Below are 21668 nucleotides of genomic sequence, written 5' to 3'. Positions count from 1 at the left end.
CACGGGAAGGACCCGTCCATGACTTCTCCCCAGGTGCACCCGGCGCCCCCGGTGGACCTCACCGGCAAGGTGGCGGTCGTCACCGGCAGCGGCCGCGGTCTCGGCCGCGCCTACGCCCGCTCCCTCGCGGCCGCCGGCGCGGCCGTCGTCGTCAACGACGTCGACGCGGAGGCCGCCGCCGCGGCCGTGAAGGAGATCACCGAGGCGGGCGGGCGGGCCGTCGCCGAGGTGGTCCCGGTCGGCACGGCGGAGGCCGCCGAAGCGCTCGTCGCCCGCGCCGTCGACGCCTTCGGCCGCATCGACACGATGGTCACCAACGCCGGGGTGCTCCGCGACCGCGTGCTGTGGAAGATGACCGACGAGGACTTCGACACCGTCGTCCAGGTCCACCTGCGCGGCACCTTCACCTGCGTCCGCGCCGCCGTGGAGCGCATGCGCGAGCAGGGCGACGGCGGCCGGATCGTGGTCGCCGGCTCCCCTGCCGGGCAGCGCGGCAACTTCGGCCAGACCAACTACGCGGCCGCCAAGGCCGGCATCGCCGCCATGGTCCGCACCTGGGCGATGGAGCTGGGCCGCGCGGGCATCACCGCCAACGCCGTCATCCCGGTCGCCGCCACCGCCATGACCAAGACGATCCCGGTCTTCGCCCCGCACGTCGAGGCCCTGGAGCAGGACGGCACGCCGTTCCCCGACAGCCTGCGCAAGGGCGAGGGCTTCGGCACGCCCGAGGACGTCGCGGGCCTGGTGACCTTCCTGGCCTCGGACGCCTCCGCCGGCGTCACCGGCCAGTGCATCGGCATCGGCGGCGACAAGCTCGCCCTGTGGTCGCACCCGCAGGAGATCGCGGTGGCGTACGCGGACGGCGGCTGGAGCGCGGACGCGATCGCCGCCGCCTGGCCGGTCTCGGTCGGCCGCGCCCCGGAGACCTACGGCATCCCCGCCCCGGTCCTGTGAGCGGCGCCGTGCTGGACTACGACGCGCTCGTCGCCATCGACATGCACGCCCACGCGGAGGTGTCCGCGAAGGGCGGGGCGTCGCTCTCGGCCGAGCTGGACGCCGCCGCCGGCGCCTACTTCAAGGCGGAGCACCGGCACCCGACGCTGCCGGAGATCGCCGCGTACTACCGCGAACGGTCGATGGCCTGCGTGGTCTTCACGGTGGACGCGGAGTCCGCCACCGGCACCCCGCCGGTGCCGAACGAGGAGATCGCCGAGGCGGCCGCCGCGAACCCGGACGTGATCGTCCCCTTCGCCGGTGTCGACCCGTACAAGGGAAAGGCGGCGGTCCGTCAGATCCGGCGGCTCGTCGAGGAGTTCGGGGTCAAGGGCTTCAAGTTCCACCCGAACATCCAGGCGTTCCACCCCAACGACCGGATGGCGTACGCCCTGTACGAGGCCATCGAGGACGCGGGCGCGATCGCGGTCTTCCACACCGGGCAGACCGGCATCGGCGCGGGCGCGCCGGGCGGCGGCGGCATCCGGCTGAAGTACTCGAACCCGATGGACGTGGACGACGTCGCCGCCGACTTCCCCGGCATGCGGATCGTCCTCGCCCACCCGTCCTTCCCCTGGCAGGACGAGGCGCTCGCGGTGGCGACGCACAAGCCGAACGTGTACATCGACCTGTCCGGCTGGTCGCCGAAGTACTTCCCGCCGCAGCTCGTCCGCTACGCGAACAGCCTGCTCCAGGACAAGGTCCTCTTCGGCTCGGACTATCCGCTGCTGACGCCGGACCGCTGGCTCGCCGACTTCGCCGGGCTGCCGATCAAGGACGAGGTCCGGCCGAAGATCCTCAAGGAGAACGCGGCCCGGCTCCTCGGCCTCACCACCTGAGGGAGACGCCATGCGCAACCAGGGCATCGGATCCTGGCCGGCCCGCCGGAACCGGAGGACTCCCCGCCGCACCGCCCTCCTCCACGAGGGGCGCGCGTACGACTACGCGACCCTCCACGACCGCTCGACCCGGCTCGCGCACGCCCTGCGGGGCGCGGGCGTGGCGCGCGGGGACCGGGTCGCCTTCCTGGGCCCGAACCATCCCGCGTATCTGGAGACGCTGTTCGCCACCGGGATCCTCGGGGCGGTCTTCGTCCCGCTCAACAACCGCCTCGCCGTCGCCGAGCTCGCCTTCCAACTGGCCGACTCCGGCGCCCGGTCGCTGGTCCACGCGCGGCAGCCGGACGGCAAGGTCGACGAACTCGTCTCCGCCGCCGGGCCCTTGAGCCTCCTTTCCGTCGAGGGGGACGGGCCGGGACGGGGGTACGAGGAGCTGCTCGCGGCCTCACCGGCGGAGGAGATCGACGAGGAGGTCGGCCACGACGACCTCTGCCTCATCATGTACACCTCGGGCACCACGGGCCGGGCCAAGGGCGCCGTCCTCACCCACGGGAACGTCGTCTGGAACAGCCTCAACGTCGTCGTGGACACGGACCTCGCCGGGGACGAGGTCGCCCTCGTCGGCGCCCCGCTCTTCCACACCGGCGCCCTCAACATGAGCTGCCTGCCGACCCTCCTCAAGGGCGGCACGGTCCTCCTGGAGTCGGCCTTCGACCCGGAGCGGGCCCTGCGGCTCATCGGACTCCACGGCGTCACCGCCCTGTTCGGCGTGCCGACGATGTACGACGCGATGGCGGCGGCCCCCGGCTGGCGCGAGGCGGACCTCACCAGCCTGAGGCTCCTCCTGTGCGGCGGCGCGCCCGTCCCGACCCGGACCGCGCGGACCTATCTGGAACGGGGGCTCGCCTTCGTCCAGGGGTACGGGATGACCGAGGCGTCGCCCGGCGCCCTGGTCCTGGACCGCGCCGACTCGGACCGCAAGGCCGGCTCGGCGGGCGTGCCGCACTTCTTCACCGACGTCACCGTGCTCCGCCCGGACGGCACCGAGACGGCGCCCGGCGAGAACGGCGAGGTCGTGGTCGCGGGGTCGAACGTGACCCCGGGCTACTGGAACCTCCCCGAGGCGACCGCCGAGGCCTTCCTCGACGGGGGCCGCTTCCGCTCCGGCGACGTCGCCACCGTCGACGCCGACGGCTACGTCACGCTCGTCGACCGCCTCAAGGACATGATCATCTCGGGCGGGGAGAACATCTACCCGGCCGAGGTGGAGGACGCCCTCCTCCGCCACCCCGACGTCGCCGAGGCCGCCGTCATCGGCGTCCCCGACGCCCGCTGGGGCGAGGTGGGCCGCGCGGTCGTCGTCCCCCGCCCCGGCACCGCGCCCACCGCCGAGGAACTCCTCGCCCACCTCGGGGGCCTGCTGGCCCGCTACAAGCTCCCGCGGAGCGTCGTCCTCGCTCCCGAACTGCCCCGCAACGCCACCGGAAAGCTGCTCAAGGGCCCCATCCGGGACCACTACGGCAGCGACCCGGCCCACTGACCTCCTGGAGAACCGCATGTCCCTCACCGTCCACGGCATCGACGAGATCCGCGCCCAGGCCGGCGCCGACCTCGGCCACAGCTCCTGGGTGGAGATCGCCCAGTCCCGCGTCGACACCTTCGCCGACGCCACCGACGACCACCAGTGGATCCACGTCGACGTGGAGCGGGCCGCGACCGGCCCGTTCGGCGGCACCATCGCCCACGGCTACCTCACCCTCTCCCTCCTCATCCCCATGTGGAGCGAGCTCCTCCAGGTCGAGGGCGTGTCGATGGCCGTCAACTACGGCCTGAACAAGGTCCGTTTCCCCTCTCCCGTCCGCGTCGGCTCGAAGATCCGCACCCACGGCCGCATCGCCTCCGTCGAGGACGTCCGCGGCGGCGTCGAGGTCACCGTGGACCTCACCGTGGAGATCGACGGCGCCGACAAGCCGGCCTGCGTCGCCCAGGCGGTCTACCGCTTCTACGCCTGACCTCCTCCGCACCCGCCCAGGGGCGGGCGTCCCCGTGGACGCCCGCCCCTCCGGCGCGCCCGTGCGCCGGGTACGGTGCTCCCGCGCGGGGTGGAGGGAGGGGAGAGGGCATGACGACGAGGCCGGCCGAGGCGGTCGGGCCGCTGGTGCGGGGGCTCGCGGTGGTGCGGGCGGTGGTCGCCGGGGACGGCGGCCGGCGCGGGGTCGGGGAGGTGGCGCGGGAGACGGGGCTCGCGCGGGCGACCGTGGACCGGATCGCGACCACCCTCACCGCCCTCGGGATGCTGCGCGCCGAAGGCCGCGATCTGCTGCTCGCGCCCGGGGCGGCCGAGCTCGGGAACGCCTACCTGGACTTCTGCGGGCTGCCCGCGCTCCTCGGGCCGCACGCCGCCGCGCTCGCCGAGCGGCTCGACGAGCCGGTGTCGCTGGCCGTGCCCGACGGGGACGGGGTCCGCTTCCTGGCGCAGGCGAGCCGGCGGCGGGCCCTGGCGTTCGCCTTCCGGCCCGGGGACCTGCTGCCGGCCGGACGGTGCGCGCCCGGCGCGCTGTTCGCCGCCGAGGAGGGCGTCCCGGACGGGGACGGCGGGTTCGCGGAGCGGGTGCGGGAGGCCCGTGAGCGGGGCGTGGCCGTCGACGACCAGCTGATCGAGCCGGGGCTCGTCGCCGTGGCCCTGCCCGTACGGGATCCGGCGGGAGCCGTCGTGTGCGCGGTGAGCGTGGTCAGCCACACCAGCCGGCACGACGCCGCCGCCCTGGAGGCGTTCGCCCTGCCGCCCCTGCGGGAGACGGTCGCGGCCATGGAGGCGGCGCTCGCCCTCGGAACCGTACCGCCGGAGGCGGAACCGCGGGCCGTGACGCCCGCCGGAGGCGCGCTGAAGGAGGAGCTGGGGGCCGGGTTCCTCCAGTCGCTCGCCCGGGGGCTCGACGTGCTGCGCGCCTTCGGGGCCGTCCGCGGGCCCGCCCGGCTCACCGATCTCGCGCGGCTCGCCGGGCTGCCCCGGGCGACCGCCCGCCGGTCGCTGATCACCCTGTGCCACCTGGGGTACGTCCGCGAGGACGCCGGCGGCTTCGTGCTCCTCCCCCGCGTCCTGGAACTCGGCCACGCCCGGCTCGCCGCGCTCACCCTCCCCGAGATCGCCACCCCGCACCTGGTCCGCCTGGTGCGGACGGTGCGGGAGTCGGCGTCGGTGGCGGTGCTCGACGGGGACGACATCCGGTACGTGGCGCGGGTGGCGGGCAGCCGGATCATGCGCATCGACATCGTCGTGGGCACCCGGCTGCCCGCGTACGCCACCTCGATGGGGCGGGTGCTGCTCGCCGCCCTGCCGGAGGCCGAGCGGGACGGGCGGCTCGGCCGGATCACGCCGGAGGCGCTGACGCCCCGGACCCTGACCGGCCCCGGCGAGCTGCGGGAGGCCGTGGCGGTGACCGCCGAGCGGGGCTTCGGCTGGGTGGAGGAGGAGCTGGAGGAAGGACTGCGGTCGATCGCGGTGCCGGTGCGCGACGGGACGGGCCGGGTGGTCGCCGCGCTCAACATCGCTCTCAACGCGGGCCGTTGCGCGCCCGAGGAGAGCCTCGCGGCCGTCCTGCCCCACCTGTGGGAGACGGCGGTACGGATCTCGGCGGACCTGGCGGCGGTGGGCCGCCACACGCCCGTCCCCGCCTCCTGAGGAAGGATCAGGAACCGTTCCTCCGGACCCGTTTCGGGCTTCCCGCCGCGTCCGGGTGCAGCGTCTCCAGGGCCGTCAGCATGAGCTCCAGGGCGAACGGATAGCCGCTGTCGCGCATGTCCGCGACGAGGAGGGGGAACGTCGCCGCGATGTGCGGATGGGTCTCGGCCGGGAGGCGGCCGTAGACCTGCCCCCAGACCTCGCTGTCCGCCTCGCCCGCCGCCTCCGGCAGCGCGGCGGCGGCCGCGTCCTGGGCCGCGAAGGCCAGGGCCTGGTCCACGAAGGCGTGGTAGACGCGGACCGCCAGCGGGTCGGGGAAGCCGCCGTCCCGCAGGATGCCGAGGATCTTCTCGACCGCCCGCGTCTCGTGCGGGCGGCCGGTCGTGCGGTGCGCGGCCAGCAGGGCGGCCTGCGGCTGGGCGAGGTAGGACGCGTGGATGCGCAGGCCCATCGCCCGCAGGTCGGTCCGCCAGTCCCCGGTCGCCTCCCAGCCCTCCTGCGCCCGCCCGATGAGCTCGTCGGCGATCGCGAGGAGCAGGGCGTCGGTGTTGCGGAAGTAGCGGTAGAGGGCGCTGGGGTCGGCGCCGAGGGCCGCGCCCAGCCTGCGTACGGAGAGCGCTTCGGCGCCGTGCTGGGCCACCAGGCGCAGCGCGGTGTCGACGATGAGCCGTTCGGAGAGGACGGCACCCTGTTTGGTGGGGCGGCGGCGCTGCCGGCTGCCTTCGGGGACGACGCGTGCGGACATGGCCGGGACCTTACGTCAACACCATTGACGTGTAAACGGCTCGCGGGCTTCCATGGCGCCCGTCAGCCGTGCGGCGGCGCCGGTGCGATCCGGTGGCCGCGCCCGGCCGGACTCCGTCCGACGCCCGCCGCGCGGCACCCCTCGCCCGCCGGCCGGCGTCGTCCGTCCCGCGCCCTCCCCGGCGCGGCCGCACGCAAGGGAGCTGGTATGCCCCAGGCCGATCTGGTCTTCACCGGAGGCCCCGTCCTCACCCTGGATCCGGCACGCAGCCGGGCCACGTCGCTCGCCGTCACCGGCGACCGGATCACGGCCGTCGGCCACGACGAGGTGCGCGAGCTGATCGGCCCCGGCACCGAGGTGGTGGACCTGGCCGGCCGGCTGCTGCTGCCGGGTTTCCAGGACGCCCACATCCACGCGGTCGGGGGCGGCGCCGAGCTCGCCGAGTGCGACCTCACCGAGAGCGTCGACGTGGCGGAGTACCTGGCGAGGATCCGCGCGTACGCCGAGGCCCACCCCGACCGGGAGTGGGTCACCGGCGGCGGCTGGTCGATGGAGAGCTTCGCGGGCGGCCTGCCGACCCGTCAGCTGCTCGACTCGGTCGTCCCCGACCGTCCCGTCCTGCTGTCGAACCGCGACCACCACGGCGCCTGGGCGAACACCCGGGCCCTGGAGCTGGCCGGGCTGACCGCCGGCACCCCGGACCCGGCGGACGGCCGGATCGAGCGGGAGGCCGACGGCACCCCGAGCGGCATGCTCCAGGAGGGCGCGACCGGCCTGGTCTCCCGTCTGGTGCCGGCGAGCACCTCGGAGGACCGGCTCGCGGGGCTGCTGCGGGCGCAGCGGCTGCTGCACTCGCTGGGCGTGACGGGCTGGCAGGACGCCCTGCTCGGCTCGTTCAACGGCATGCCGGACCCGTCGGACGCCTATCTGACGGCGGCCAAGGACGGTTCGCTGACCGCCCGGGTGACGGGTGCGCTGTGGTGGGACCGCGAGCGCGGGGCCGAGCAGATCCCCGAACTGGTCGACCGCCGCGAGCAGTTGAGCTCGGGGCTGTTCCGGGCCGGCTCGGTCAAGATCATGCAGGACGGGATCGCGGAGAACTTCACGGCCGCGATGACCACCCCGTACCTCGACGGCTGCGGCTGCGCGACCGGCAACACCGGGCTCAGCTTCGTCGACCCCGAGGCACTGCTCGGGTACGTCACCGAGCTCGACGCGCTGGACTTCCAGGTGCACTTCCACGCGCTCGGCGACCGTGCGGTGCGGGAGGCGCTGGACGCTGTCGAGGCGGCGATCGCGGCCAACGGGCGGCGCGGCAACCGCCACCACCTCGCCCACCTCCAGGTGGTGCACCCCACCGACGTGCCCCGGTTCGCCGCGCTCGGCGCCATCGCCAACATCCAGCCGCTGTGGGCGGCCCACGAGCCGCAGATGGACGAGCTCACCATCCCGTTCCTCGGCGAGGAGCGGGCGGCCTGGCAGTACCCGTTCGGCTCGCTGCTGCGGTCGGGGGCGACCCTGGCGGCGGGCAGCGACTGGCCGGTCTCCAGCCCGAACCCGCTGGAGGGCATCCACGTCGCCGTGAACCGGCGCGACCCGGAGTCCCCCGACGGCAGGGTCTTCTACCCGGAGGAGCGCATCGACCTGCTCTCCGCCCTCACCGCCTACACGGCCGGCGCCGCGCACGTGAACGGCCACGACGACGCGGGCAGCCTGACCGCCGGCCACCTCGCCGACCTCGTCGTCCTCGACCGGGACGTACTGACCGCACCGGCCGACGCGATCGCCGAGGCCCGGGTGGAGCGGACGTACGTCGGCGGCCGGCTGGTGTACGAGGCCTGACCGGGTCTGGCGGCCCGGCAGGTACGGCTGCGGCTACGGCTACGGCTACGGCTACGGCTACGGCTACGGCTACGGCTACGGACGGCTCCTGTATCCGATATCCCGGACCCTGGATCCAAGATCTTGGATCCAGAATCGTGGATCCAATATCCCAACCCCGGACATCGGATCCCGGACATTGGATCCCGGACGTTGGATCCAGGACATTGGATCCAGGACGTTGGATCCAGGATCCCGTACGCCGCTACCCCGCCCTCACCGACGACCCCCGCACCTCCAGTCTCACCGGCACCAGCGCCCCGCCCGTTTCCTCCCGCCCTTCCTCCAGTACGGCGATGAGGTGGGCGATCCCCGCCTCGGCGACCGCGTCGGGGCGGAGGCTCAGGGTGGTCACCGGCGGCTGGGTGTGGACGGCGGTCTCGTCCTCGCTGACGCAGACGAGGAGGAGGTCGCCGGGCACGTCGTAGCCGTGGCGGCGGGCCGCGTCCAGGACGAGCGGCGGGCTGGCCTCGGCGACCACGAGGAGGGCGTCGGGGCGGTCGGGTCCGGTACCCAGGGCGGTCTCCACGGCCTGGATCACCGGTCCGTTGCCGGGCTCGGCGGCGCGTACGGTCAGCTCCGGCAGCCCGTGTGCGGCGCACCAGGCCCGGTGCGCGGCGTCCACCTCGCGGTGGAAGCGGGTGGTGCTGTCCGGGACGACGAGGACCGGGCGGCGGGCGCCCTGGGCGTGGAAGTGGTCCAGGACCTGGCCGACGGCGTCCGCCGCGTCGACGTCCACCCAGTGGGCGCCGGGCCGGCCCTCCACGGACCGGTCGCTGAAGACCGGGATGCGGGCGGCCAGCAGGTCCTCGACGATCCGGTCGTCGGCGACGGGGTCGGCGACGACCACGGCGTCGAGGGGCAGCGCCGCCCACTCGCTCTGCAGCGATCCGGCGGGCAGCAGCACCACCGCGTAGCCGCGCGCGAGCGCGGTGGCGGCGGTGGCCCCGGTGAGCCGGGCGAAGTACGGCGACTCCAGGAAGGTCCACGGGGTGTCGGCCAGTTCGCCGACCACGTAGCCGATGAGCCGGGCCCGTCCCGCGCGCAGCTGGCGCGCGGTGGCGTTGGGCCGGTAGCCCATGCGGCGCGCGGTCTCGCGGGCCTTCTCCCGCACCTCGGGGGAGAGCCGGCCGGTGCCGTTCAGGGCCGCCGACACGGTGGTCTTGGAGAGGCCGGCCTCACGGGCGACGTCGACGAGCCGGACGCGCGGTGCGGCCCGTGGGGCCGGAGCGGCCGCACGGCCGCTTCCCGGGCGCCGTTCACCGGGTCCGCCGCCACCCCACCCCGCGGCCTGCCCGCCACGCTCCGGGGTCGCTCCGTCATGCTCTGAGGCTTCGGTCATGGTGCTGATGCTGCCATCCCTCTGACCTTTGGAAAACCGTTCCCGCAAACTCGCTGGAACCCTTGTGCGGGAACGTTCCCGCATCAATACTCGCTCCATCCCCCCAGCGCCCGTCACTACACCCGTAAAGGGGTGGGTCTGCATGCGCACGCCCAGATTCATCGCATTCGTCTGTACCGCCGCCGTCGCGGCCTCCCTCACCGCCTGCTCCGGTGCCGCCCAGCCACCGCGGGGCACCGGCGGCGGAGCCGACTACAAGGTCTCCCCCACCTCGCCGGCCGCCAAGGGCCCGCTCGACTCCTTCACGTGGTCGCTGTACGCGGAGCCGTACACGCTCGACTACGCCCTGGCGTACGACTACCCGCCGAACACCGTCCTCGCCAACGTCTGCGAGCAGCTGCTGCGGGTCACCCCCGACCTCAGGATCGAGCCCGGTCTCGCGGTGAAGTGGGCGCAGCCCGACCCGCGCACCCTCGTCTACACCCTGCGGCCCGGCGTGAAGTTCCACGACGGCACGGTGATGACCGCGGACGACGTCGTCGCCTCCCTGAAGCGGCAGATGGACCCGGCCACCGGCTCCCCGTGGGGCTCCGCCTTCAAGACCGTCGACGCCATCGAGAAGACGGGCCCGCTGGAGGTGACGATCCGGCTCGGCAAGGCCGACGCGCTCTTCCACGAGCTGCTCGCCGCCTCCCCCGGCACCGTCGTCAGCGCCGCCTCCCTCGCGAAGGAGGGGAAGGACTACGGCACCCCCAAGGGCAAGCTGAACTGCACCGGCCCCTTCTCCCTGGAGAAGTGGGCGCAGGGCGACAGCATCACCCTGAAGAAGAACGCCGCCTACTGGGACGAGAAGCTCGTCCCGAAGTCGGAGTCGGTGAAGTTCACCTTCATCGAGGACGCCGCGGCCCGCGCCAACGCCTTCCTCTCCGGCACCGCCGACGGCGGCTACATGGTGCCTTCCTCCTCCTTCGCGCAGCTGCGCACCAGCGGCAAGGGCTCGCTCCTCTTCGGTCCCAACACGGCCGCCGCCGACCTCGCGGTCACGAACTTCAAGGGCACCCTCGGCGACCTGCGGGTCCGCCGGGCGCTGTCGATGGCGCTCGACCGGAAGAACATCGTCAAGGCCGCCGCCGGCGGGGTGGGCGTACCGGCCAAGGCTCCCGCCGCGCGCGGCGCCTGGTCGCTCGTCCCGGAGAAGACGGCGGCGCTCTACGACACGCTGCCCGAGACCGCCTACGACGTGGCGGCCGCGAAGAAGCTGATCGAGGAAGCCGGCGCCACCGGCAGGAAGGTGACCATCGCGACCAGTTCGATGGCCCCCGAGATCAGCGTCGTCGCCAACGCCGTGCAGGCCGCCGGCCGCCAGATCGGCCTGGACGTGAAGCTCCAGCCGGTCTCCCCGGACGCGTACAGCAACATCTTCGTGGACCCGGCCGCCCGCGACGGGCTCGACCTGGTCATCACCAACGGCTACGACAACACCCCGGACCCGCTGGAGTTCTACCAGTACCTGCGCACCGGGGACTTCGGGAACTACGGCAACTGGTCCAACGCCGAGTACGACCTCGCCTTCGACCGCGCCAACACCGAGTACGACGCCGCCAAGCGCACCGAACTGACCGCCGACGTACAGGAGATCGCCCTGCGCGAGCTGCCGATCATCCCGGTGTACGAGGCGCCCTACTCGGTCTTCCTCGGCAAGCGGATCACCGGCGCGCCGACCGGCATCTCCCAGCTCTACTACCCGTGGGCCGCGACGATCGGGGCCGCACAGTCATGACCCGCTTCCTCGTCGGCCGGCTCGTCGGCCTGGTGGCGGTGCTCTTCGTGACCTCGGTCGTCGTCTTCGGCACCGTGCACCTCGCCCCCGGCGACCCGGTCACCTTCCTGCTGCACGGCCGCCCCGCGACCCCCGAGGCCGTGGCGGCCCTGCGCGCCGAGCACCACCTGGACGAACCGCTGGTGGTCCAGTACGGCACCTGGCTCGGGGGCGTCCTCGGCGGCGACCTCGGCCGCTCGGCCCAGTACCACCAGGACGTCACCGCGCTCCTCGGCTCGCGGCTGCCCGGCACCGCCCTGCTCGTCGGGTACGCGGCGCTGCTCGTCGCCGTCCTCGGCGTCGGCGCCGGCATCCTCGCCGCGCTGCGCCCGGGCCCGGTCGACAAGACCGTCCTCATCGGCACGGGCGTGGCCACCGCCACCCCGTCCTTCGTCACCGCGATCGCGCTGGTCTCGGTCTTCTCGGTGCAGTTGGGCTGGTTCCCCGGGCCGGGCGGCGGGGCCGCCGAGGGCCTGGGGCCCCGGCTCCACCAGCTGACGCTGCCGGCCTTCGCGCTCGCCCTCACCTTCGCGGGCCTGCTCGCCCGGGTCACGCGCTCGGCGATGCTGGACGAACTGGGGCGCGAGCACGTGGAGGTGGCCCGCGCGCGGGGCGTCGCCGGCCGGACCGTGGTCCGCCGGCACGTGCTGCGGAACGCGCTCGGCCCGGTCGTCACCGTCGGCGGCACCATGCTCGCCGGCCTGCTGATCAGCACCGCCATCGTGGAGACCGCCTTCGACGTGCCCGGCCTCGGCTCGCTGCTGGTGCAGTCGGTGACCTCCCAGGACTTCGCGGTCGTGCAGGCGGTCACCCTGCTCAGCGTGGCGGCGTTCGTCCTCGTCAACCTCGCGGTCGACCTCCTCGCCCCCCTCATCGACCCCCGTCTCTCCCCCGGGGAAGGCTCCTGATGACCACCACCCTCACCACGGTGCCGTACCGCAGGCCGGGCCTGCGGAGGCTGCGCCTCCTCGGGCAGGGTCCGCTGTTCACGGCCTCGGTCGCGGTGCTCGCCGCGCTCGTCCTCGTCGCCGTGTGCGCGCCGCTGCTCGCCCCGTACGACCCCGAGGCCCTGGACCTGGGGGCCAGCCTGGTCGGCACCTCCGGGGACCACCTCCTCGGCACCGACCAGTCCGGGCGCGACATCCTGTCCCGGCTGCTGTACGGCGCCCGCACGGGCCTCCTCGGGCCGCTCCTCGTGGTCGCCGTCTCCACCCTGCTCGGGACCCTGCTCGGCGTCGTGGCGGCCTGGCGCGGCGGCTGGGCGGACACGCTCCTGTCCCGGGCGATGGACCTGGTCTTCTCGGTCCCCGGGCTGATGCTGGCGATCCTGCTCGTCGCCGTCACCGGCCCGGGCATGACCGCCCCGGTGATCGCCATGGCCGTCGCGTACACCCCGTACGTGGGACGGCTGGTGCGCGGCATCGCCCGGCAGGAGAAGGCGCGGCCGTACGTCGAGGCGTACGTGGTGCAGGGCTGGTCCGGCTGGACGGTGTGCGTCCGGCATCTGCTGCCGAACATCGCGCCGACGGTCTTCGCGCAGTCGGCGATGAACTTCGGCTACGCGCTGATGGACCTGGCGGCCCTGTCGTTCCTCGGCTTCGGCGTACAGCCGCCGACGGCCGACTGGGGAGCCATGATCAACGAGGGCCAGGGTGCCGTGCTCCAGGGCGCGATGCTGCCGGCGCTCGCGCCGTCCGTGTGCGTCGTGCTCGCGGTGGTCGCCTTCGGCATCGTCGGCGAGGGCCTCGCCGACCGCATCGCCCGTCGGGAGAAGTGAACCCCATGACCCACCAGACACCCCCTCCCGTCCTGGAGATCGACGGCCTCGGACTCCGGCTCCCGGGCGACCGGGCCGCCCGGCCCATCCTCGACGGCGTCAGCCTGACCGTGCGCGCCGGGGAGACCGTCGGCCTGGTCGGCGAGTCCGGCTCCGGCAAGTCCGTCGCCTGCCGCAGCGTCCTCGGCCTGCTGCCGCGGGGCTCCCGCGCCACCGGGCAGGTCCGGGTGAACGGCGTCGACGTCCTCACCATGGACCGGGCGCGGCTCGCCGCGCTGCGGGCCCGGGAGGTCGCGATGGTCTTCCAGGACCCGCGCGCCTCCGTCAATCCGCTGCGCCGCGTCGGCGACTTCCTCACCGAGGGCCTGCGGGCCTCCGGCACCCCGGCGGCGAAGGCCACCGCGCGTGCCGAGGAGCTCCTCGGGGCGGTCGGCATCCGGGACCCGCGCGGGGCGCTGCGCCGCCACCCGCACCAGTTCTCCGGCGGCATGCTCCAGCGGGTCGTGATCGCCGCGGCGCTCGCCGCCGAGCCGGCGCTGCTGGTCGCCGACGAGCCGACCACCGCCCTGGACGTCACCACCCAGGCCGAGGTCATCTCGATCCTGGCGCGGCTGCGGGCCGAGCGGGGCACCGGCATGCTCTTCGTCACCCACGACCTGGAGCTGGCCTCGGCGATCTGCGACCGGGTGTACGTGATGTACGCGGGCCGGATCGTGGAGACCCGGTCCACCGACGAGCTGTTCGACCGCCCCCGCCACCCGTACACCGCAGGCCTGCTGGCCTGCACGCCCCGGATCGAGGCGGGCGCCCCCGCGCCGCGTGCGATCCCGGGCCGTCCGGTGTCGCTGGCGGAGTCCCCGTCGGGCTGCGCGTTCGCCGCGCGCTGCGCGCACGCGGTGGCGCGGTGCGACGAGGAGAAGCCCGAACTGGCGCGCCACGGCGAGGGGTTCGCCGCGTGCCTCCGTGCCGACGAAGGGATCGCGCTGTGACGACGCCGATGGAGAAGGGCCTCGTCGTCGAGGGCCTGCGGAAGCGGTACGGCGACCATCTCGCGGTCGACGGCGTGTCGTTCACGCTTCCGGCGGGAGGGTCGCTGGCGATCGTCGGCGAGTCCGGCAGCGGCAAGACGACCACGGTGCGGATGCTGGTCGGTCTGGAGCGGGCCGACGCCGGCACGGTCCGGCTCGACGGCCGGGACCGTTCGGCCCGCGCGCGGGGACGGGCCGAACGGCTCGCCCGGGCACGGGAGATCCAGATGGTCTTCCAGGACCCGTACCTCTCGCTCGATCCGCGGATCCCGGTGCGCGGCTGCCTCGACGAGGTGCTGCGCCTGCACACCCCGCTGGACGCCGCCGCCCGCGAGGCCCGTGTCGCCGACCTGCTCGACCGGGTCGGTCTCGGCGCGCGGGAGGCGGCGGCGCTGCCGCGCGGGCTCTCCGGCGGCCAGCGCCAGCGCGTCGCGATCGCCCGCGCGCTGGCGGTGGAGCCCCGGGTGCTCGTGCTCGACGAGGCGGTCGCCGCGCTCGACGTGTCGATCCAGGCGCAGATCCTGGAGCTGCTGCGGGAGATCCGCCGCGAGGCCGGGATCGGCTACCTCTTCGTCACCCACGACCTGGCGGTGGTGCGGCACGTCGCGGACGACGTGCTCGTCCTCAAGTCGGGCCGGGTGGTGGAGTCCGGTTCGGTCGACCGCGTCCTCGGCGCGCCCGAACGCCCCTACACTCGGCTTCTGTTGGGGTCGGTGCCGCGAAGGGGCTGGGACCCGGAGCACGCGGCCGGCCGCGCGTGAGCTCGTGGTGCCGTCGGGGGGCGGCACCACGATCCCGGCCCCTCGTCATCGCGCGCCGGTCACCCGGCGCAGCACGGCCCGGACGGCGCGGCCGACGGCGTCCCGTGAGGCGTCGGTGCGGTCGAGGGCCTCGAAGCCGTGCCGGCCTTCGGGCACGTCGACGATCTCGACGTCCGTGCCGTGCTTCCCGGCGGCGGTGAGGAACTCCTCCACCGTCGCCGCGAACGCCGGGTGTTCCCGTCCGGCGCGCACCAGGACCACGGGCAGCGGCCCGGCGCCGGCGAGCGCGTCGACGGGGCGGAAGCGCGACTCGACGGTCTCCCAGCCGGGCGGGGCGGCGAGGACGGGGTAGGAGAGGGCGAGGCAGCGCAGCCACGGCGGGGGCGACGCCAGCCAGTGGGCGGCGAGCAGTCCGCCGCCGGAGAAGATCCAGAGCGCGACGCGGTCCGGGTCGACCCGGGGGTGGGCGCGGAGCCGTTCGAGGGCCTCGGTGACGTCACCGGCGGCGCGGGCGTAGTCGGTGAGGGCGTACAGCCGGTGGTCGACGGTGGCGCCGACGACGCCGAGGCCGGCCAGGTGGCGGGCGTAGCCCCGGTAGAAGGGGGTGTCGCGCGGGGTGGGGACGCGGTCGGCGTCGACGGGGCCGCCGTGGACGAGGAGGACGGCCGGCCACCGCCCCTCGGCGTCGGGGGCGTACACGTCGAGGCGTTCGTACCGCTCGTACGGCACTTCCCGCGTGGGCAGCAGGAACTCCTGCTGTTCGTAGGAGGGTTGTTCGTCGCCGAGGGTGATGCGGCGGCCCTCGCCCGCGGTGGCCCGCCGCAGCAGGTCGGCCAGTTCGGCCGGGTGCGAGAGCATCGGCCAGTGTCCGGCGGCGAGTTCGAGGAAGGCGTAGCCGGGTCCGGCCAGTTTCCGGAAGCGGGGCGGGCCGGTGCGGACCAGCATCTCGACGACGTCGACGCCGGGCCCGTCGCCGGTGCACAGGACCGCGGCGGCGGGCACCCGGTCGAGGTCTCCGCCGAGCCGGAGGGGTTCGGTGAGGGTGCGGGCCGGCTGCGGCGCCGCGAGCCGGTCCAGGCGCTCCAGGTCCTCGGCGGAGAGTCCGTCGAGGCTCCCCCAGCGCGCCCACTCCTGACTCCGGGGCGGCGGCAGCGGGGAGGGGTCGTGGGCGAGCCGGGCCCGGACCTCCTCGTCGCGGACGAGGAGCAGGGCGGGGTCCCCGTCCGAGGGGAGCCCGGCGGCGACGTACACCACCCGGGAGACGCGGTCCGCCCGCCGGTCGGCTGCCCCGAGGACGGGGTGGATGCCGTAGTCGTGTCCGACGAGGACGACGTCCGGCTCGTCGATCCGGTCGAGGAGCGCGGTCAACTCCCCCACGTGGGTGCCGAGTCCGGCGTCCGGGCCGCCGTCCAGGGTCACCGGATGCACGGCGGCCCCCGTCTCCCGCAGCCGCTCCGCGACCCCGTCCCACACCCATCCGCCGGTGAACGCGCCCCCCACCAGTACGAACGCCGTCATCGTCGCCTCCTCGCGTCTCGTGGCCCCAGCGGCCTCCGGCAGACTAGGAACTCCCCCAGGGGGAGATTCCACCCCGGACACGGGGGTCGGGGCAGGCGGCGGAGGTGCGGGGTGACGGGCGCGGACGACGGGACGTGGAGCATCGGCGAGCTGGCGGGCCGGGCCGGGGTCACGGTGAAGACCGTCCGGTACTACTCGGACCGGGGGCTGCTGCCGGAGGCCGGGCGCAGTGGCGGCGGTCACCGGCGTTACGGCCCCGGGGCGCTGGACCGGCTGCGGGAGATCCGCTCGCTGCGCGCACTCGGCCTCGCCGTGCCGGCGGTGGCGCGGGCGCTCGACGACGAGGGCCGGCTGGCGGACGTGGTGGCCGGGGAGCTGCGGGGCGTGGCGCGCGAGCGGGCGGCCCTGGCGTGGCGGGAGGCGTCGCTGCGGCTCCTCGCGGAGTGCGAGGGACCCGAACGCGCCGAGCTGCTGCCCCTGCTGGGGGCGGGTCCGCTGCCTCCGGACACGGACGCGGTGGTCCGCTTCTGGCGTCGCTCGCTCCCGGTGCGCCTGCCGTCGCCGTTGGTGGCCCGGGTCCTGGACGAGGTGGTGCCGCTGCCGCCGGACGACCCGACGCCCGCCCAGGTGCGTGCGTTCGCCCTGCTGCGCGGCCTGGTCTCGGATCCCCGCCCGGAGCGGGCACCGGGCCCGCCGCTGCCGGGCGAGCGCTACCGGGCGGCGGTCCTGTACGAGGGTCTGGCGGAGGCGTACGACCTGGCGGGCGCGGAGGTGCTGGCGGGCCGGCCGCCCGCCGGCCGCGGCGTCCTGGACTGCTTCGCCGAGGCGTACGCCCGCGCCCTCGGGGAGCCCGACTCCCCCGCGTTCCGCGGGCGGCTCGCCGGCCTTCTGGCCCGGGAGGAGACGACGGTGATGGCCCGCTACTGGAAGCTGGCGGCCCTGCTCCTCCCGCCTGACCGGCCGCCCCTCGGCCTCCTGCACCACCACCTCGCGCAGGCCCTGGCGGAGCCCTTCGCCGCCGCCTGAGGGCCGGGGCCGTCAGGGTGACATGGGGTGTGCGGGGCCCCGGGGCGGGGAAGGCGCGCGGGGTGGCGTCCGGGCGGCGGGCGCTCGGTCGAGGAGGTGGTCCGGTGACGGGGCCGACGACGGCGGAGGCGCTGGGCGCGCCGTGCTGGCTGAGTCTGGCGACGCGGGATCTGGGCGCGGCGGAGCGGTTCTACGGCGCGGTGCTGGGCTGGACGTTCCGGCCGGGCAAGCTGGAGGCGAGCTCGGCGTACGCGGTGGGCGAGCGGGACGGGGTGCCGGTCGCGGGGATCGCCGCCCTGGCGGCGGAACTGGCGGTGCCGGTGGCGTGGACGGTGTTCTTCGCGGTGGAGGACGCGGACGCGGCGGTGGCGCGGATCCGGGAGCGGGGCGGCACGGTGGGCGTGGGCCCGGTGGCGTACCCGCCGCAGGGACGGGTGGCGCTGGCCACGGACCGGGACGGCGCCGCGTTCGCGGTGTGGGAGGGGCGCCTGGTGTCGCGCTGGCACGTGGGCGAGCGGGGCGCCCCGGCGTGGGTGGAGCTGCACACCCGGGACGCCTTCGACGCGGCCGTGTTCTACGGCGGGGTGCTGCGCTGGACGGAGGACACGCCCGGCTGCTGCGAGACCTCGTACGAGGAGGACCGGGTGGTGTTGCGCCGCGGCGGGGTGCCGGTGGCGCGGCTCGACAGCGGTCCGGTGGAGGCGGCCTCGCCCCGGCCGCAGCTGCGGCCGCGCTGGCTGGTGCGGTTCCGGGTGCCGGACGTGACGGCCTCGGTGGCGGCGGTGACGGAGCACGGCGGCCTTGTGGTGCCGGGCGGCGAGTGGGGCGGCGCCCGGGAGCCGGAGGCCGGCGGGGACGGGCGCCGGGTGGTGGTGCGGGACCCGGACGGGGCGCTGTTCACGCTGGAGGCGGACGGGTCGCGGTGAGCGGTACGGGTACGGGCCGGCGGCCTCGTACCCGTACCGGCTCCGCGCGGGCGGCCCGGACGCGGGCGGCGCGGGCTCAGGCGGCCCGGGCTCAGGCGGCGCGGGCTCAGGCGGCCCGGGCTCAGGCGGCGCGGGCGGCCTGCGGGGCGGGGTCCTCGGCGGGGGCGCCGGCGGCGGGGGTGTGCCGGGCCGGGATGAGGGCGGCGACGAGCGCGGCGAGGAGGGCGACGCCGGCGCCGATGAGCAGGGCGGCCCGGAAGCCGTTCTCGGACGGCAGGGCGTGGCCGCCGAGGGTGGTGGTCATCTGGGCGAGGACGACGCCGATGACGGCCGCGGAGACCGAGGTGCCGATGGACCGCATCAGGGTGTTGAAGCTGTTGGCGGAGGCGGTCTCCTCGGCGGGCACGGAGCCCATGATGAGCGCGGGCATCGCCCCGTACGCCAGGCCGACGCCGGTGTTGCAGATCAGGGTGACGACGAGCAGGCCCCAGGTGGAGCCCATCAGGGCGAGCGAGGAGGCGTAGCCGGCGGAGATGACGAGGGCGCCGACGGAGAGGGTGACCTTGGGCCCGCGGGCGGCGGACAGCTTGGCGCCGAGCGGGGCGAGCGCCATCATCGCCAGGCCCGCCGGTGCCATCCAGAGGCCCATCGCCATCATCGACTGGCCCAGGCCGTAGCCGGTGGCCTCGGGGAGCTGGAGGAGCTGCGGGACGACCAGCGACTGGGCGTACATGGCGAAGCCGACGAGCACCGAGGCGAGGTTGGTCAGCAGGACGACCGGGCGGACGGTGACCCGCAGGTCGACGAGCGGGTCGCGGGTGCGCAGCTCCCAGAAGCCCCAGGCGAGCAGGACGACCGCGGCGGCGGCGAAGAGCCCGAGGGTGGTGGCGCTGCCCCAGCCCCAGGTCGCGCCCTTGGAGACGGCGAGCAGCAGGGAGACGAGACCGGCGCCGAGGCCGAGGGCGCCGGGCAGGTCGAAGCGGCCGGGGTTCGGGTGGCGGCGGCCGGCCGGGACGAGCCGGTGGACGAGGACGGCGACGACGGCGCTGAGGCCGGCGGCGACCCAGAAGAGGACGCGCCAGCTGGCGTGTTCGGCGACGGCGGCGGAGAACGGCAGGCCGAGGGCGCCGCCGACGCCCATGGAGGCGCTCATGAGGGCGATGGAGCCGCCGAGCCGCTCGGGCGGCAGGACGTCCCTGAGCAGGCTGATGCCGACGGGGACGATGCCCATGCCGAGGCCCTGGAGGCCGCGGCCGACGATCATCGGGACGACGGAGTCGGCGAGGGCGCAGACGACGGAGCCCGCGACGAGGGGGACGGTGGAGGCGAGCAGCACGGTCCGCTTGCCGAGGGTGTCTCCGAGGCGGCCGGCGACGGGGGTGGCGACGGCGGCGGCGAGGAGGGTGGCGGTGATCACCCACGAGGCGTCGTCGGCGCCGGTGCGCAGGAGCCTCGGCAGGTCGCCGATGAGCGGCACCACGAGGGTCTGCATGAGTGCCGCCACGATGCCGGCGAAGGCGAGGACGCCGACGACGCCTCCGGGGCGTACGTCGGTCTGGGCGCGGTCCACGGGTGTCTCCCTGAAGTCATGGAGCGAAGATGCGTGCGTCACGGTGTGCGTGGCACGGTTTGCGCATCATGCACATTCACTGCATCATGCATATCTCATGCATGATGCACAAGTTATGTATGCCGCATACCGCGCTCTCGCAGGGGAGAATGCCCCCATGGACAAGCCCGTGGAGAAGCCCACCGACCGCGTCGAGTTCGAGACGATGTTGCTGAGCCGGCACTCGCACCTCCACGCGCCGCGCACCCGCGTGGGCGCCGGCGGCCTCGACCGCAGCGCGTACGTGCTCCTCACCCGGATCCGGATGCACGGGCCCATGTCCATCGGCCAGCTCACCGACGCCTTCGGGCTCGACGCCTCCACCCTCAACCGGCAGACGGCGGCGATGCTCCGCGCCGGGGTCGTGGAGCGCATCCCCGATCCGGAGGGCGGCATCGCCCGCAAGTTCCGCATCACGGAGGAGGGCGAGCGCCGGCTGGAGGCCGACCGCTCCTTCAACATCGGCGGGCTCGAACGGATCATGGAGCACTGGTCCCCGGAGGACGTCGACACCTTCGCCGGGTTCCTGGAACGCTTCAACCGGGACATCGAGCGCCTGGAGGGCCGCCCCTGGCCCCGCGGCTGAGGCCGGGCGCCCGGGCCCCCGCGCCAGGGGCCCGCGCCCGAGGCGCCGGCACCCCCGGCTCACCCGTCCGGCGCCGCGGGCTCGCCCCCGGCACCCGCTGCGGCCAGGCTCGTCGGCAGGGACGCCCACGAGACGAGGTGCCGCCGATGCCCGCCACCGCCCGCGTCCGCCGGCTGGCCCTCGCCCTGGCATCGGCGGCCCTCCTCGCCGGCTGCGCCGCGACCCCGACGACCCCCTCCCGGGGCACGGGCAAGCTCATCGTCGGGTACGAGGAGCCGCGCACCCCCGAGGAGCGCGCCGCCCGCGCGTTCCTGCGCGAGCGGCGGATCCTGGAGGACGCCGCCGCCTACGCGGACGCGCGGATCGCCCTGCCCCACGACGTGCCGCTGCGGGCCGCGCGCTGCGAGGCCCCCAACCCCTTCTGGTCCAAGGCCACCGGGCGGATCACCTACTGCTACGGCTTCGTGGCCGACGCACGCCGGGTCTTCGCCCGCGCCGCCGCCGACGACGCCCCCGCGGAACGGACGCCCGCCGGGGACGACATCGACGAGGACGTCGTCGGCCTCTCCCACGGCGTCGTCTTCCACGAGCTCGGCCACGCCCTCGTCGACCTCTACGACCTGCCCGTCACCGGCCGCGAGGAGGACGCGGTCGACCAGCTGGCCGTCCTCCTGCTCGCCTCCGGCGACGAACGCCACGCCGACTACGCGATCTCGACCGTCAACGCCTGGGGCGCCCTCTGGGCCGCCTCCGAGGGCGGCGACCCGGGCGTCGCCGCGTACTCCGACGTCCACTCCCTCGACGGGCAGCGCTTCTTCGACTGGGCCTGCTGGCTGTACGGCTCCGATCCCCGGCGGTTCGCCGACGCGGTGGACGCCGAGGGGAACCCGGACGGAGTGCTGCCCCGCGACCGCGCCGCGCTCTGCCCGGCGGAGTACCGGCGCATCGACTCGTCCTGGCGCACCCTCCTGGCGCCGTACCTGAAGCGGGGCGGATCCCCGGGTCCCTGACCCGGCCGCCGTCCCGGCATCCGGACACCGCGTTCGAACCGCTTCGACGCGGACTCTTTACGCGCGCGCCTCACGGGGGTAACTTCCCGCCGACGCAAGAAGTTTCCGCAAGTTTCCGCACGCGCT

The 21668-nt window shown here is 74.9% G+C and carries 19 protein-coding genes; 15 read left to right on the top strand and 4 right to left on the bottom strand.

The annotated features are described in order from the left end of the window. Positions 1-18 precede the first annotated feature (18 nt). From ABZ621_RS35905 to ABZ621_RS35885, 5 genes are all read left to right on the top strand, one after another. Positions 19-954 (top strand): SDR family NAD(P)-dependent oxidoreductase, encoded by a 936-nt coding sequence (locus tag ABZ621_RS35905; RefSeq protein WP_360611127.1) that lies wholly within the window; start codon positions 19-21, stop codon positions 952-954. An 11-nt stretch (positions 955-965) separates the two neighbouring features. After that, positions 966-1832 carry an amidohydrolase family protein gene (locus ABZ621_RS35900; protein ID WP_360611143.1) on the top strand — a complete coding sequence of 289 codons (867 nt, stop codon included), beginning with the start codon at positions 966-968 and terminating at the stop codon, positions 1830-1832. A 10-nt stretch (positions 1833-1842) separates the two neighbouring features. Next, a complete protein-coding gene (locus ABZ621_RS35895) occupies positions 1843-3372 on the top strand; it encodes a long-chain fatty acid--CoA ligase (RefSeq protein ID WP_360611125.1) in 1530 nt (509 codons plus the stop codon). Between the two features lie 16 nt (positions 3373-3388). Next, entirely contained in the window at positions 3389-3844 is a 456-nt protein-coding gene (locus ABZ621_RS35890; RefSeq protein WP_360611123.1) for a MaoC family dehydratase, read from the top strand. A 110-nt stretch (positions 3845-3954) separates the two neighbouring features. Beyond that, positions 3955-5514 carry an IclR family transcriptional regulator C-terminal domain-containing protein gene (locus ABZ621_RS35885; protein WP_360611121.1) on the top strand — a complete coding sequence of 520 codons (1560 nt, stop codon included), beginning with the start codon at positions 3955-3957 and terminating at the stop codon, positions 5512-5514. A gap of 7 nt (positions 5515-5521) precedes the next feature. Here the strand turns inward: ABZ621_RS35885 and ABZ621_RS35880 are convergent, their stop codons facing one another. Further along, a complete protein-coding gene (locus ABZ621_RS35880) occupies positions 5522-6259 on the bottom strand; it encodes a helix-turn-helix domain-containing protein (RefSeq protein ID WP_360611120.1) in 738 nt (245 codons plus the stop codon). Between the two features lie 207 nt (positions 6260-6466). Here ABZ621_RS35880 and ABZ621_RS35875 point away from each other — a divergent pair, with 207 nt between their 5' ends. After that, positions 6467-8101 carry an amidohydrolase gene (locus ABZ621_RS35875; protein ID WP_360611118.1) on the top strand — a complete coding sequence of 545 codons (1635 nt, stop codon included), beginning with the start codon at positions 6467-6469 and terminating at the stop codon, positions 8099-8101. Positions 8102-8345: 244 nt separating this feature from the next. Here ABZ621_RS35875 and ABZ621_RS35870 read toward each other — a convergent pair whose 3' ends face one another. Beyond that, complete coding sequence (locus ABZ621_RS35870; RefSeq protein ID WP_360611116.1) at positions 8346-9482, bottom strand: LacI family DNA-binding transcriptional regulator; 1137 nt, start codon at positions 9480-9482, stop codon at positions 8346-8348. 142 nt (positions 9483-9624) lie between these two features. Between ABZ621_RS35870 and ABZ621_RS35865 the strand changes: the two genes are divergently transcribed. Genes ABZ621_RS35865 through ABZ621_RS35845 form a run of 5 tightly spaced genes read left to right on the top strand, consistent with a single transcriptional unit; the run spans position 9625 to position 14867 of the window. Continuing rightward, positions 9625-11262, top strand: coding sequence for an ABC transporter substrate-binding protein (locus ABZ621_RS35865; protein ID WP_360611114.1), 1638 nt, complete (start codon positions 9625-9627; stop codon positions 11260-11262). Further along, on the top strand, positions 11259-12209 hold the full coding sequence (locus tag ABZ621_RS35860; protein ID WP_360611113.1) for an ABC transporter permease: 951 nt from the start codon (positions 11259-11261) through the stop codon (positions 12207-12209). Before ABZ621_RS35865 ends, ABZ621_RS35860 begins: the two co-directional genes overlap by 4 nt. Then, positions 12209-13078 carry an ABC transporter permease gene (locus ABZ621_RS35855; RefSeq protein WP_359529039.1) on the top strand — a complete coding sequence of 290 codons (870 nt, stop codon included), beginning with the start codon at positions 12209-12211 and terminating at the stop codon, positions 13076-13078. Before ABZ621_RS35860 ends, ABZ621_RS35855 begins: the two co-directional genes overlap by 1 nt. 5 nt (positions 13079-13083) lie before the next feature. Further along, positions 13084-14067, top strand: a complete 984-nt coding sequence (locus tag ABZ621_RS35850) for an ABC transporter ATP-binding protein (protein WP_360611111.1) — start codon at positions 13084-13086, stop codon at positions 14065-14067. Positions 14068-14075: 8 nt separating this feature from the next. Further along, on the top strand, positions 14076-14867 hold the full coding sequence (locus ABZ621_RS35845; RefSeq protein WP_360611141.1) for an ATP-binding cassette domain-containing protein: 792 nt from the start codon (positions 14076-14078) through the stop codon (positions 14865-14867). 45 nt (positions 14868-14912) lie between these two features. Here ABZ621_RS35845 and ABZ621_RS35840 read toward each other — a convergent pair whose 3' ends face one another. After that, positions 14913-16385, bottom strand: coding sequence for an alpha/beta fold hydrolase (locus ABZ621_RS35840; protein ID WP_360611109.1), 1473 nt, complete (start codon positions 16383-16385; stop codon positions 14913-14915). 111 nt (positions 16386-16496) lie between these two features. Between ABZ621_RS35840 and ABZ621_RS35835 the strand changes: the two genes are divergently transcribed. Continuing rightward, positions 16497-17411 carry a MerR family transcriptional regulator gene (locus ABZ621_RS35835; RefSeq protein WP_360611107.1) on the top strand — a complete coding sequence of 305 codons (915 nt, stop codon included), beginning with the start codon at positions 16497-16499 and terminating at the stop codon, positions 17409-17411. A gap of 104 nt (positions 17412-17515) precedes the next feature. Then, positions 17516-18337, top strand: coding sequence for a VOC family protein (locus ABZ621_RS35830; protein WP_360611106.1), 822 nt, complete (start codon positions 17516-17518; stop codon positions 18335-18337). A gap of 121 nt (positions 18338-18458) precedes the next feature. Here the strand turns inward: ABZ621_RS35830 and ABZ621_RS35825 are convergent, their stop codons facing one another. Then, entirely contained in the window at positions 18459-19907 is a 1449-nt protein-coding gene (locus tag ABZ621_RS35825; protein ID WP_360611104.1) for an MFS transporter, read from the bottom strand. 169 nt (positions 19908-20076) lie between these two features. Here ABZ621_RS35825 and ABZ621_RS35820 point away from each other — a divergent pair, with 169 nt between their 5' ends. Next, positions 20077-20532 (top strand): MarR family transcriptional regulator, encoded by a 456-nt coding sequence (locus tag ABZ621_RS35820; RefSeq protein WP_360611139.1) that lies wholly within the window; start codon positions 20077-20079, stop codon positions 20530-20532. Positions 20533-20678: 146 nt separating this feature from the next. Further along, positions 20679-21542 carry a DUF4344 domain-containing metallopeptidase gene (locus ABZ621_RS35815; protein WP_360611102.1) on the top strand — a complete coding sequence of 288 codons (864 nt, stop codon included), beginning with the start codon at positions 20679-20681 and terminating at the stop codon, positions 21540-21542. Positions 21543-21668: the final 126 nt, after the last annotated feature.

This window comes from Streptomyces sp. NPDC007863 (assembly GCF_040633895.1).
Classification (GTDB): Bacteria; Actinomycetota; Actinomycetes; order Streptomycetales; family Streptomycetaceae; genus Streptomyces.
The sequence above is the reverse complement of the archived record's forward strand: the minus strand, read 5'-3'. Positions and strand labels throughout refer to the sequence as shown.